12 protein-coding genes are annotated in these 13564 nt (G+C 46.0%); 2 read left to right on the top strand and 10 right to left on the bottom strand.

Annotated features, from left to right (window positions below; translation table 11 throughout):
* The 10 genes from ABDK92_06430 to ABDK92_06385 all read right to left on the bottom strand — a co-directional run.
* Positions 1-377, bottom strand: a 377-nt coding sequence (locus ABDK92_06430) for a hypothetical protein (GenBank protein ID MEN3186259.1), incomplete at its 3' end; no start/stop codon positions are given.
* 81 nt (positions 378-458) lie between these two features.
* Positions 459-1877 (bottom strand): sugar ABC transporter substrate-binding protein, encoded by a 1419-nt coding sequence (locus tag ABDK92_06425; GenBank protein MEN3186258.1) that lies wholly within the window; start codon positions 1875-1877, stop codon positions 459-461.
* 380 nt (positions 1878-2257) lie between these two features.
* Positions 2258-3349 (bottom strand): ABC transporter ATP-binding protein, encoded by a 1092-nt coding sequence (locus ABDK92_06420; GenBank protein ID MEN3186257.1) that lies wholly within the window; start codon positions 3347-3349, stop codon positions 2258-2260.
* A gap of 13 nt (positions 3350-3362) precedes the next feature.
* A complete protein-coding gene (locus tag ABDK92_06415) occupies positions 3363-4484 on the bottom strand; it encodes an ABC transporter ATP-binding protein (GenBank protein ID MEN3186256.1) in 1122 nt (373 codons plus the stop codon).
* 13 nt (positions 4485-4497) lie between these two features.
* The gene (locus tag ABDK92_06410; protein MEN3186255.1) at positions 4498-5313 is read right to left on the bottom strand and encodes a carbohydrate ABC transporter permease; all 816 of its coding nucleotides are present in this window, start codon (positions 5311-5313) and stop codon (positions 4498-4500) included.
* A 13-nt stretch (positions 5314-5326) separates the two neighbouring features.
* Positions 5327-6205, bottom strand: coding sequence for a sugar ABC transporter permease (locus ABDK92_06405; protein ID MEN3186254.1), 879 nt, complete (start codon positions 6203-6205; stop codon positions 5327-5329).
* A 59-nt stretch (positions 6206-6264) separates the two neighbouring features.
* Complete coding sequence (locus tag ABDK92_06400; GenBank protein ID MEN3186253.1) at positions 6265-7791, bottom strand: extracellular solute-binding protein; 1527 nt, start codon at positions 7789-7791, stop codon at positions 6265-6267.
* 60 nt (positions 7792-7851) lie between these two features.
* A complete protein-coding gene (locus tag ABDK92_06395) occupies positions 7852-8826 on the bottom strand; it encodes a TIM barrel protein (protein MEN3186252.1) in 975 nt (324 codons plus the stop codon).
* A gap of 112 nt (positions 8827-8938) precedes the next feature.
* Complete coding sequence (locus ABDK92_06390) at positions 8939-9958, bottom strand: zinc-binding dehydrogenase (GenBank protein ID MEN3186251.1); 1020 nt, start codon at positions 9956-9958, stop codon at positions 8939-8941.
* On the bottom strand, positions 9927-11519 hold the full coding sequence (locus ABDK92_06385; GenBank protein ID MEN3186250.1) for an FGGY-family carbohydrate kinase: 1593 nt from the start codon (positions 11517-11519) through the stop codon (positions 9927-9929). Before ABDK92_06385 ends, ABDK92_06390 begins: the two co-directional genes overlap by 32 nt.
* A 421-nt stretch (positions 11520-11940) precedes the next feature.
* Here ABDK92_06385 and ABDK92_06380 point away from each other — a divergent pair, with 421 nt between their 5' ends.
* Both ABDK92_06380 and ABDK92_06375 read left to right on the top strand, forming a co-directional pair.
* A complete protein-coding gene (locus ABDK92_06380) occupies positions 11941-13188 on the top strand; it encodes a Glu/Leu/Phe/Val dehydrogenase (protein ID MEN3186249.1) in 1248 nt (415 codons plus the stop codon).
* A gap of 161 nt (positions 13189-13349) precedes the next feature.
* Positions 13350-13562: a hypothetical protein gene (locus ABDK92_06375; GenBank protein MEN3186248.1), complete on the top strand. Its 213-nt coding sequence runs from the start codon at positions 13350-13352 to the stop codon at positions 13560-13562.
* Positions 13563-13564: the final 2 nt, after the last annotated feature.

The following is a 13564-nucleotide window of genomic DNA, read 5'->3' as shown; positions in this document are numbered from 1 at the left end:
AATAAATAGTCATTTTTGCCAAAAAAGCGAAAACGGGAACACGCATATCCAGCCATTACCCCCAGGATAACCGCCAAAAAGGTACCCAAACCAGCGGCAATGAAACTATTGATAAGACACAGAGCAAAGTCAGTCTGCCCCGCTCCACCTTCCAGAAAAGTTTTCACAAACAGACCACGATAATTTTCGATGGTAGGGTTAAAGACAAAACGAGGTGGGAAAGCAAAAATATCCAGCCGATCCTTAAGAGAAGAAAGAAAGAGCCAGAAAAGAGGAAAAACGGTGAAAAAGAGAAAAAGACCCAAGACCACACCTTGTATGATACCGCTTACTTTACTCTTTCTTTCAATGATACTTTCATAATAATTTTCGTTCACGACTTAGCCTCCTAATTTCTCCACTCTGTTGCAGATAGAGTGGCATCACTCACTCTATCTGCAACAGAGCCTTAGAAAATATTAATAATTATAGTATTTCTCTAACTCGGCACTGTAAGGTTCTCCGTAAGCTAGTTCATAAGGTGCTTCAGGAATATTTTCGGTTCTTTTGATCTCATATCCTGCTCTTCGAAGTTCCCTTTCGTGTCTCTCCGCACAGTCAGCAAGTGCTTGTTCAACGGTTTTCTTACCCGTTAGAGCATTATGGATTTCCTCCTGCATGATATCCAGCAAAATCGGATATTCAGGGAGATGCCAGTAATCGTTAATATAGTTCATGGCGTCCTTGAAGAGCACATTGTAAGGATTCAACTTAAGCCATTCTGGGTCTTCTAAAACATACTTATTTCCAGTCTGACAGAATTTCGCGTATCGCATCTGTTGGTCCTTCTGCATATACCACTCCAAAAACTTCCAGGCTTCTTCAACATGCTTAGAGTACTTATTGATACCCAATCCCTGACCACCCATACTGAACACTCTTCTGAACTTCCCATCTCGACCAACCTCACCGGGCAGTATGGCGAATCCCACTTTGTCAACGATTTTGGAAACACTCGGATCAAGCATCGAACCAAAGAAGTAGAACCACTGCATCGCCATAGCAACTCTTCCCTGTTGCATAGCCACATTCACTTCGTCAAAACCCCAGGTCTCGGAACCAGGTGGACAAAATTTAAACAGATCAACGTAGAATTTGACTCCATCAATCGAAGCAGGACTATTCAAATATCCCTTGACTTCAAAGGTTTTGGGATTCCACAGTGCACCACCAAAACTCCATATAAAGGTGTTTGACATACTGGTACAATAATCATACTCTCGACCACCATATTGAGCAAAACCATACAGCCCCTGGTCTGGTCGAGTGAAAAATTCAGCGATATCTCTGAGTTGTCGATACGTTTTAGGTACTTCGAGGTCATACCCATACCTGGCTTTGAAAGCTTCCTTTTCTTTTGGATCCTCAAAGAGATCACGACGATAAATTAACCCCAAACAATCCTGATTTACCGGCAACGCATATTGATTACCACTTCCATCTGGATATTCCCCATAACGTTTCAAAGCCGCTGGCAAGAAAGCGTCAAAGTTTACTTTATCGGACTTCTCCAGATATGGATTCAGCAGAACACAATGACCTCCTCCGGCAAACTCTGCTACAGACTGACTGTCCCAGGCAGCCAAGTCAAAACCGCTACCCTTAGCAGCAAACTCCGAAGCAATTTTGTCATGCCACTGAGGGCCATAGGGAACCAGAGCCCCCACAACCTTAACTCCCGCTACCTTTTCATAATCTTTTGCAATATCTAACAACGCTTCAGCACAAATCCCTGCATGCCATACCACAGTCAGTGTAACTTCCTCTTGGGATATGGCAAAATTGACCCAAACCAAACTCATCACGCTCAACAATAGAAGAACAACCAGTTTTTTCACCAAAATCCCTCCCTTCTTTTAATTTCCTTCTTTTAATTTAGCAAATACATAAACTGTTACCAAAATGAACCATAAACCTAAAGCAAATCTCGATCCTTTATAACACCCCCTTCGCAGAGGCGGTAATAACATGTAAAACCACCACCTCCGTACTTTTATCCCGCAAAACAATGAGAACTTGCCCAAAAACAAATGTTACCAATTTTCATTTTCTCCTTCCAACAGCAGCTTGTCAAGACGTTAAATAACAATTGTTATAAAATTTGAGAAATTTTTGGGAGGATGGAATCATCACAAGCTACCACAAATAAAAAACTCTGAAGGGATTTACTCCATTCTCTGTTCCATTTCCCCACATAGTGACTTTAGAAAATAATCCTTCACGTCCTCACGGCTTCCATAGTTTCTCCATCAAAAAATTTGAGGAACTCTATCGGGAGGCGGAACCAGGTTGATGCTCCCGGTTCTACCTCTATGCGAGGAACTTTTGCCTTAATCACTTTTTCCCCTACTTTGAGGTGTAATACCACACGGCTGCCAATGGGTTCAGAAAGAATGCATTGAGAAACAATCCAGTGTTCGCGAGGAACAAAGCTGACTTCAATATTTTCTGGACGAATACCGACAATAAGAGGTTTGTATCCTATTTCCCTGACCAAAGAGGGAGGGATTTCTGGTACGAAATGGCGAAAATCTTGAGCATCCAGAATACAAACACCGTTTTCGATAGAAAGAGAACAGTTGATGAAGTTCATGCCTGGATTTCCAATAAAATATCCGACGAAGGTATTATTAGGATTGCGGTAAACCTCCTCTGGTGAACCATATTGGAGAAGACGTCCCTCGTTCATGACAGCGATTTTGTCTGCTAACGTCAGCGACTCACTCTGGTCATGGGTGACGTAAATCATAGTTTGACCAAGGTCCGATTGCAATCGCTTTAAAACGGTACGCAATTCCATTCTGGTTTTAGGGTCTACCGCCGTTAACGGTTCATCGAGAAGGTACACTTTTGGACGCCGAACAAAGGTTCGAGCTAGTACCACTTTCTGTTTCATTCCTGCATCCAGAACATACGTTCTTTTGGAAAGAAGGTCGGTGATTTCAAAGACTTCAGCAACTTCCTCAACACGTTTTTTAATCTCTTCCTTGGCCATTTTACGAGCCACAAGGGGAAAGGCGATGTTTTCGTACACACTCATTCCAGGATAAATAACCGGAAACTGAAATACCATGGCTACATCCCTCGTTTCAGGAGAAACTTCGGTTACATCCTGTTCATCGAAATAGACTCGACCACTGGTGGGAGATTCTAACCCGGCGATAATCCGCATGGTGGTCGTCTTACCACACCCCGAAGGACCGAGGAGGCTTACCAAACCTTTGTCAGGAATTTCTAAGGTTAAACCGTCAACCGCCACCACTTTGTTATCAAAAACCTTCTTGATTTCTTTAAGAAAAACATGGGCCATGGGAGCTCACCCTTTAAAAAGTGCTGGACAAAGACTCATGTCTTCTAGGAAAAACAACGCTTTCCCCACTTTCCTTGAAGGCATAAATGGTATTTTTCGAAAGATTCACTTTCACATGCGACCCTACAGCAACCCGGTAAATACCGGGAACAAAAGAGCGGAGCGCCAGATCCCCCCCTATTTTCAGATGAACAATGGTATCTGAACCAACAACTTCGCTCAGCAAAACCTCTCCGTCCCATACTATTTCCCCACCCTCTTCACCCCCCAACAGGAGATGTTCAGGCCGAATGCCAACCAGTAGTTTTCCCTCTCCGACTTCCCGAAAGTGAGGTAAATCGGTCACATCCACCTTAAGCCCCGAAGTCACAAAGAAAAGACGCGATTCTTCTTCACGTAACTCTCCTTGCAGGATATTCATGGGCGGAAATCCCAGGTATGTAGCTACAAACATGTTACTTGGACGATAATAGGCTTCCCAAACGGTAGCAAATTGCTGCACTTTTCCTTCATGCAAAATGAGAACCTGATCAGCCATGGACATGGCATCAACGGGGTCGGGAGTGGCAAAAACAATGGTCTGATTGAATTCCTTTTGCATCAGTTTAAACTGTGCTCGCATATCTTCACGAATTTTAAAATCCAGATTCACAAGTGGTTCATCAAAAAGGGAGATTTTAGGCTCTTTCACCAGGGCTCTGGCAATAGCTACCCGTTGTTTTTCGCCACCGCTAATATAAAGAGGGGAACGATCCAGAAGATGGCCTATCTTGAGGAACGTAGCTGCTTTGTGGATTCGTTCCCGAATTTTCCCCTCCTCGAACTTTATTGCCCTCAAGGGACTGGCGATGTTTTCAAAAACGGTCATGTGGGGATAAAGGGCAAAATCCTGAAAAACCATGGCTACATTCCGTTTTTGGGCGGGTACCAGGGTCACGTTCTGACCATCGAAAAAGACATCCCCCTCATCGGGTACTTCCAGTCCGGCAATAATGCGCAAAAGGGTGGTTTTTCCAGCTCCCGGTTCCCCCAGTATACAGAAAAAAGAGCCACCACGAATTTCAGCACTGACGTCCTGGAGTGCCACCGTTTTCCCATATCGCTTCCAAAGATGTGAAACCGAGACGGTAATCATTTTTGTCACCCGGTTATCGAAGGTAGATTTTAATCAGATATTTTCTGAAAAGCACCAGAATAATCACCGAAGGAATAATCGCAAGAACCGACAAAGCCGCAATCTGGTTCCACATAATCCGCATTCCCCGCCGCAGAGCTGGTAAGTACGCCGTGTAGAGAATGACATCGGTACCCCCCAAAAGATAAGCAATGATGAACTCGTTCCAGATAAAAATCCAGCACAGAGCCACTGTGGCTGCAAGTCCAGAACCGATAAGAGGTAGAACAACCCTTCGAGTGGTTTGCCAGAAACTGTACCCATCGACGTAACTTGCTTCTTCAATACTACGAGGCAAGGAATCCATAAATCCTTTCAAAAGCCAAACCGCCAACGGCAGATTAAACGCAGAGTAGGTGACAATGAGAGCAAAGTGGGTATCAAGAAGTCCAAGCGTTTTCCACAACCAGAAAATGGGCAAAAGAAAAGCAATCGGCGGAAACATGCGTACCGTGAGGAGATTAAATTGTGCCCCTTCGTTGGTCAAACCGGTAAATGGATAACGAGAATAGGCATAGCTGGCCATGGTACCAAGGAAAACGGCAATGAGTGTAGCACCGATAGCCACCACTAAGCTATTGGATAATGCCAGGCGACCCGTTCCCTGAAAAATAAATCTATACGCTTCCAGAGTGAATTTGGTGGGAACAAAAGAGGGGGGTACCTTGTAAACATCGCCTACCTCCTTAAAAGAGGTGTTGATGGTCCAGTAAATGGGGAAAAGCACGAATATTCCATAGACAGCAAGACCAAATATGCCCAAAAAACGCTTCCAGTCCATTTTGCGCATACAACCCCACTCCTTAAGACATTCGCTTCGCTAATCTCCAGAAAAAGAACATAGCAACTACCGCAATAATGCCAAAAATCCAGGACATCGCCGCACCATAGCCAACCTTAAAATAGGAAAAAGCGGTCTGGTAGAGATAAAAGGTAGGTAATTCGGTAGCCGTTCCCGGACCACCATAGGTCATAATGAATACCTTATCCAGAAACTTATACGAATCCATGAAACGTAAAAGAAAAGCAATCGCCAGAGGGACACGCATATAGGGAAGTGTAATTTTGCGCAAAATCAACCACTTTGACGCACCATCAAGACGTGCCGATTCATAGAGACCATCGGGAATGGAAATCCGCGCTGCATAGGCAATAAGAAGTGGCAAAGCTGTCCACTGCCAAATATCGACGATCATGATGGTGGTCAAAGCCAGTTCCTTTGTCCGCCACCCCACAGGGGAGAAACCCAGCCATACCAGGATGTTATTAATTGTACCAGTATCAGTGATGAGGAGGGTCCACATCTGTGCGGCAACAGCTTCAGCCATCATCATGGGAAGAAGAAAAAGAACGAGCACCGTAGTTCGCCAGCGGGGTGAACGAATGTATTCCACAATCGCCAGAGCCACAGCCGTTCCCAAGAAAAGTTGAATCGTCACTCCTAATCCCGAATAGTACAGCATCCTTCCCAGAGCGGAAAGAAAACGAGTATCACGAAGAACATTGAGGTAATTCCCAATGCCAACAAAAGTTCTTTGTGGAGAAATGGTCGGATTCCAATCATGGAAGGAAATATAAATCGCCCAGAGAAGGGGGAAAATCACCACCACCCAGATCAAAACCTGAGGCGGCATAATGAGATAATAGGGAGTTTTAATCTTCCTCGATTTCCCTCGAAGCATTTTTGAAACCCCTTTCTCCTTTTTTCACCTTACCATCTCGGGGGAGGGAACCCCAACCTCTACTTCCAGAACCCTACTTTACGACCAGCCTCTAAAAACTCCCGGTAATATTCTTTTTGTTTTTCCTTGCCCAGCTTATCCCGGATAGCTTCCCATTCCTTGGCTGCTTCTTCTATAGCCACCTCAGGTGTGACCTCTCCGCTCATAGCCCTCTGGACCCATCGCGCCAGAGACTCGGTGTACTCAGTGGCACCAGGCCAGTTGATTTCCGGGAAAGCCACCTTCAGATTCGCAAGGCCTCCGTCAAGGTGTTTGCGAGCTTCTTCAAAAGAGGAAAAAGTAGCAATATTTTCCGGCCAATCAGGAGCCACATCCCGGAGCGGATTTGGCTTGGTATACTGCATTGCTGCTTCATCGGTGAAATGAGAGTAGAGATACGGATCCATGCCACAGTAGGTATCGGCAACCGAGTACATGCTGTACACCGGACTTGAAACTCGAAGCATCACGTAAAATGCAGCCTGTTTGACTTTATCAGGAAGATTTTTGGGAATAATCCAGAACCGGTTATAAGGAGCCATGGCCCGACGAATCACCTCACCAGTTTGGGGGTCTCTGTACCCGGGCATGGGAGCATTCACCACGTCACCCTTAACTTCAGGTTGCCCCATTTGACCCCATTCGTTAATGTCAATGAACCAGATCTGGAAAACAACCTTCCCTGCTAACCAGTAATCGACTGTTTCGGTAAACCCAAAATTGGCAACTCCCGGAGGACAATAGGGAGCGGTTTCGACCATTTTTTTCATCGCCTCAATGGCTTTATCCCGAGGCCAAAGTGCGTGCTCCATGTCATCACTGAAATACATCACCCCATAGGCAGCTGCCAGGTCAAAATAGAACGCAGACCCATCCGGAGGCAGCAACCACCACATGGTAGGATACATGTCAGCAGGGAGAACCTGCTTGAAGAATTTTCCCAGATTCACAAAATCATCCCAGGTCTCAGGGGGAGCCAGTTCCTTGCCAAACTGCTCTTTGTACATTTTTTGATACTCGGGATTTTCAAAGTACGACTTGCGATAGTTGAAAAGATGGATATCGCCATCAAAAGGTATCGCCCAGTAGTTTCCACCCCACTTCATGTAGAATTCCCGATAGGTGGGAAGAACATCGTCGAGGTATTTTTTGACATCGGCTTCGTCGTACATTTCAAAATAGGAGTCCAGGGGTTCTATGAGACCTGTCAGGGCAAAGTCGGCAATGAATCGAGGGTTAATTTCGATGATTTGATAGCTTGGTTTTCCAGCCAGAAGATCCCCCATGGCTTTTTCTCGCAACTTAGGAAGATCCACCATCTCGGTTCTTTTAATCTTCACTCCACACTCTTTTTCAAGAAGTGGTGCGTACCACTCTAAAATCCTTCCCGCTCCAGAATCATGAATAGCCGTCAACTCGATACCACTAAAATCAACATCCGGATTTTTCTCACCGGGGGGGAGGAAAAGTTTGACCTTTGCCTCCACCCCAAAAACAACACCCACAAGGAAAAGAACCACGACCATCAATAACAGACTCCTTCTCATGACACACCCTCCTTTCTTACTCGCCAGAGAAAAACAACGGGTTCCCTCCCCACCAAAAAATTAATCAAAAAACACTTTCCGCACTACCTGGTGTGCAAGACCAGCATCTCCTCCTTTCTGCGCTTCTTCTAAGGATTGTAAATCAATTCTATTCAGCAGGTTCTCAAGAGCCCGGGTGTTCATCACACAAAGTTCCAGCGCCTTCACCGGGTCCATGCGGTAGGGGAATATGTCAAAACCAACATACCCCTGGTAACCAGATTTTTTAATGTAATGGAGAAATTCCAGGGTCTCATAAAGGTTGGTACTTCCAGCAATCAGGTCATCGTCCCATTCCCGGTACGCGTCGTTAAAATGGATATTATAGAGAACACCTTCTTTCGCTAAAATCGAAACCACTTCTCCCGGGTTTTCTTTCGCCATCAGAGCATGGCCAAAATCGACTGTGACACCAACGTTTTTCCTTCCTAAGGTTTTGATGAGATAGAGGGTTTGGAACGCATTCCCAAGAAAAATGTACTGACGTGGTTCTTTCAGCTTGTACTCAAGGGAAATGCGTACCGAAGGGTTGTAATCGGCGATTTCCGCAACGGCTTCAAGCAGTGAATCCCAGGCTCTCGCATAATCAACCTGAAATGGATAATCAAAACCATCGGTACCCAACCATAAACCCAGCGTGGAACAGTCGAAAATTCCCAAAATATCGATCGTTCTTTTTGCCCCGTCAATCGCCTCGCGTCGACGCTTGGTGTCAGGACAGGTCAATGCTCCTCTTTGCCAATTTGGTCGACCATGGGTGTTAAAATTAATTCCACTCACTTTCAAGCCCTGGTCATCGAGCAACGTTTTCAAGTCCTGGGGGGCCATTGACTCCAGTTCATCATCGAAAAACTCAACCGCGGTGATATCCTTTACCTTCTTGATACGTGCAACGCGCTCCTTCAAACCAACCGGGTTTTCATATCCTTGAGGGAGAAAACGGTCCGCCACCCCTCCCATACACCAGGTTCCTACAGCAAGCTGCAACAATGCCAAATGGATCACCCCTTTATGTACTCCATTTACATAACAATTGTTATTTAACAAACTAACAAAAAAAGCCCAAAAAGTCAAGCACCACTAAAATAATGTTGACCAATTCCCCCATTCAGGGTTTCAAAATGACTTTAATGGCCTCTTTTATCCTGGTTAACATGAATCCTTTTTGCCAGTCTTCCAAAGGCAATACATGGGTAATTAAATCCTGGAGGGGAAATCGGTGTTCAATGAGCATCGCTATGGCCTTCTCCCAACTTGATTTTTTCTGAGTTCTCGAACCAGAAAGAACCAGCTCTCGAGAAAAAAGATACTCATCAAAATCAAGCAAAACATCCTTATGGAGAATCCCCAACTGAAAAAAACGGCCCCTTTTCCGAAGGAGTTCTAGGCCAGAATACACTGCCGGAAGGGCTCCCGAGCATTCAAAAACCACATCCACTCCATAGAGACTGATTTTGCTCCCTACGAATTCCTGAAGGTTCATGGAGTCCACATCAAGCATAAAATCAAGGGGATAGGCCTGGGCCTTCTTTAGCCTCTCTCCGTCATCGGCTTTACCAGCTAAAATCACTTGTGCACCTTGCGAGCGGGCCACCCAGGCTACCAAAATTCCCAGGGGGCCAGGACCAAGAACGAGCACTTTTTCCCCTCCTGCCACTTTTGCCTGCTCTACAACTGCATGCACCGCACAGGCCAAAGGTTCAAGTACTGCTCCCTCTTCGAACGAAAGAAAAGAAGGAAGTACATGTACTGTGGCTTCGGGAACCACAATATAATCGGCAAACGCTCCGTTAACGCCTGACCCGATACCTTTACGGTGTGGGCAAAGGTTGAAGTGTCCCTCACGGCAATAGATACATTGACCACAATGGAAAACGGTTGTCTCTGAGGTCACCCGATCCCCTACTTTAACTTTCTCTACCCCTTCTCCAATTGCCACCACCACGCCAGCAAACTCGTGACCCAGAACCACCGGAGGTTTAAGCGAAGAAATCCCATGAACATCGGTACCGCAAATCCCAGCAGCGATAACTTTTACCTTCACCTCTCCATACCCCGGAAACGGTTCTTGAATATCCTCCAAGACAATACTTTGTTTATCTTTGGTTTTCTGAACCAGAGCCTTCATGATTCTTTACCGCCTCTAAAAGAAAAGGTATTTTCTCTTGAATTTTGTCATTTATTTCCCATATCACACCAAGCGCTTCACGCAGTTTTCGATAGACCAGAAATTTTTCCCGATAGAATTGATGCAAGGAAGAATCAGGATAAAAAATTCGATCCACCTGAAACGTCTCAGCCACCGCTTGGTGAAGATCAGCAAAAACATCCACTCCTACCCCAGCCAAAAGCGCTACTCCCAGGGCTCCCAGCTCCCTTACTCGGGGGACAACCACTTTTACCCCAGTCATATCGGCAACCATTTGGCACCAGAAATTACTTTTTGCTCCTCCGCCTGAAAGCCTCATTTCCTGGAAAGGGGCGGCAAGGGACTGGAAACAATCCAGAACCGAAAACGAAATCCCTTCATATACCGCTCGAGCAAGATGGATATCGCGATGGGCATAACTCAAACCAAAAAATACCCCTCGTGCTCTCGGGTCCACAAAAGGTGCCCGTTCCCCACCAGGGCTGATATACGGAAGGAAAACCAGGCCTTCTGCCCCAGGAGGAATTTGCCGGACTTCTTCCTCTAAACGAACAAAAAGTGCCTCTTTGTGCTCACAAAATTCTTTTTCCTTTCGCAGAACATGAGTGAGAAACCAATCAAGACTCAATGTCCCCGACATTGTAGCCATAGCTCGTAAAAAAGTTTCCTTCAGAGGGTAAAAAACCGAAATACCCACTCCTGGCGGTTCAAAAAGCGCAGAAGATCGCTCAGTCAAAAAGGCGTTAAAACAAGTCGTCCCCAAAATCGAGTAGGCCTGTCCAGAGCAAAGAACTCCCAAAGCCAAAGCACAAGCAGCAACATCGACGACTCCGGTAACCACGGGGGTTCCCACCCGAAGACCAGTGCACGAAGCAGCTTCCCGGGTTACCGTTCCCACCACTTCCCATGCTTCTCGCATTGGAGGAAAGATTTCTTCAAGCTCCTCAAGACCGAAAATCTCCAAGATAGAATGCACTTCTCCGTCTAACGAAAGAGGGAACATACAGAAATCAGACGCATCAGTTGCCAGAACCCCGGTGAGTTTATATCGAATCCAATCTTTCGCGAAGAGGAAATGCTTTGCCCGCCTCAGTATCTCCGGTTTCTCCTCTTTAAGCCACCCTAAAACTGCCACCGGAGAACCAGTAAAAATGCTGTTACTGGACCTCTCAAAAGCCAAAAGATGCCTCCCATCCTTTTTCCATTCATCGAGCATCGATTTTGCTCGGCCATCGATCCAGATGACGGCATTACCCAACGGTTGCAACGATTCATCAAGCAGCCAGCAACCGGTCCCCTGTCCGGTCACACCGATAGAAACAATGCGAGTGGGATCAATGCGAGATTCGGCGAGACACATGGCGATAGAATGCGTGGTGATATCCCAGATTTCATTCATGTTCTGCTCGGCATAATCCGGCTTCTCGCTGTAAATAGGAACTGTCTTGTTTGTGGCTGCCACAACTTTTCCCTGGAGATCAAAAAGAACAACCTTGACGGCGCTGGTCCCAACGTCAATACCTAAAAGGTATCCCTCCACCACCTGACCCTCCAGCTCACAAGCCTCAAAATTTGAGCAAAAGTTCAAGATACAAATCTCAAATTAACTCTAACATAACTCTGTAAAACCTGTCAATAAAAGGAATCGTCATAAACTTCTCACCTTTTCCTCATTTCTCACTCTCCAGATCGAAAGCCTCCGTAATCAAGAACCCCTACCTTGCATAGCCTCTCAATGCACAATTTTAGAAAATAGAAATTTTTATTCTTTCCCATCTTGAAATTTTCAAAAATATTTCTTATATTTCTTACATAATTGCAAAGCAATAATCATGAAGTTACCAGCGAGGGTAACTTAAGGGAACAAAGGCGTTCTCAAGGGAAAGTGGGAACGTCTTTTTTTATTTTTGGTCATTTTGGTCGACGTATGACAAAAACTCTATGAAGAGGAGGCACCAAAGATGGTTCACTCAAATCCGTTTGCCATGGCTCAGCAGCAGCTTGATGAATGCGCTCGGATCATGAACCTGGACCCTGGGATTCACCAGGTTCTGCGTGTTCCAGCCCGTGAAATTCACGTTTCGCTCCCGGTACGAATGGATGATGGTTCTATCCGAGTTTTTCAGGGATTCAGAGTTCAGTACAACGATGCCAAAGGCCCCACCAAGGGTGGTATCCGCTTTCACCCTGAAGAAACCATTGATACCGTGCGAGCCCTCGCTGCCTGGATGACCTGGAAATGCGCCGTAATGGACTTACCGCTTGGAGGCGCCAAGGGAGGGGTTATCTGTAACCCAAAAGAAATGTCCCAGAGAGAGCTGGAACGGCTGAGCCGGGCATACATCCAGGCCATTTACCATTTAATTGGACCCGATAAGGACGTTCCTGCTCCGGATGTATACACCAATCCTCAGATTATGGCCTGGATGATGGACGAATATTCAAAAATCGCCGGGAAAAATCAATTCGGAGTGATTACCGGAAAACCGCTCCCCGTAGGGGGTTCAAAGGGCCGAGATAAAGCCACCGCCTGGGGAGGAATGGTCGCCATTCGAGAGGCTGCAAAAGTTCTGGGAATCAACCTTTCCCAGGCCACCGTTGCCGTACAGGGATACGGTAATGCTGGGTACTACGCGTCTTTGCTCCTCAACACCATTTTTGGATCGAAAATCGTCGCCGTCAGCGATAGCCAGGGAGGGACTTTCAATCCTCAGGGAATTGATCCTAACGAAGCCTTACGGTGTAAAAATGACACCTGCTCGGTAGTGAACCTTCCCGGTGGACAGAGGATTTCGAACGAAGACCTTTTGGAACTCGAAGTTGATATCCTTGTTCCCGCTGCTTTAGAGAATGTGATTACTGAGAAAAATGCTCCCCGCATTAAAGCCAAACTTGTAGCCGAACTGGCGAATGGTCCCACCACTCCTGAAGCCGATCAAATCCTCTACAAAAAGGGTGTCCACGTTATCCCCGATTTCCTCTGTAACGCCGGAGGAGTTACAGTATCCTATTTCGAAATGGTCCAGAACTTTTACATGTACTACTGGGAGGAAGAAGAAGTCCTGGAACGTCTTGATAAAAAAATGACCACCTCCTACCACACCGTCTTGAACACCTCAAAAAATTACTCTATCCACATGCGCCAGGCTGCCTATGTCACGGCGGTTCAACGTGTGGTTGAAGCCATGAAGCTTCGTGGCTGGGTATAATCTCCCTTCCTCTTCCCACCACCCCTTCAGCCCCCGAGAAGGGGTGGTCTATTTTGCCTCCTCCACCAGCCGCGGGAATAAGAATTCCTGTAAAAGTATTACCCCTCGAAGAGGAGATTTTCATCATGTAGACAACGCTCATCAAAGCGCGGGCTCTGGGAATGATTGTCCTTGTTCTTCTCATGTTCACCACTGGCACCATCCTCTGGCTCGCCAATCAGGGATTTTCACTCAATGCCACATTATGGCGTTTCGTGTTCACCATTCATCCTGTCGGAGGATGGGTGTTCTTCCTTCTGATTATTGGGCATCTTGCGCTCAATAAAAAGCTTTTTCAAAGCGATATCAAAATACTCTGGAAGAAAAGCCAGTGAAG

This window comes from Atribacterota bacterium (assembly GCA_039638595.1).
GTDB lineage: Bacteria > Atribacterota > Atribacteria > Atribacterales > Caldatribacteriaceae > Profundicultor > Profundicultor thermophilus.
This window is presented reverse-complemented; position numbering and strand designations above follow the sequence as displayed.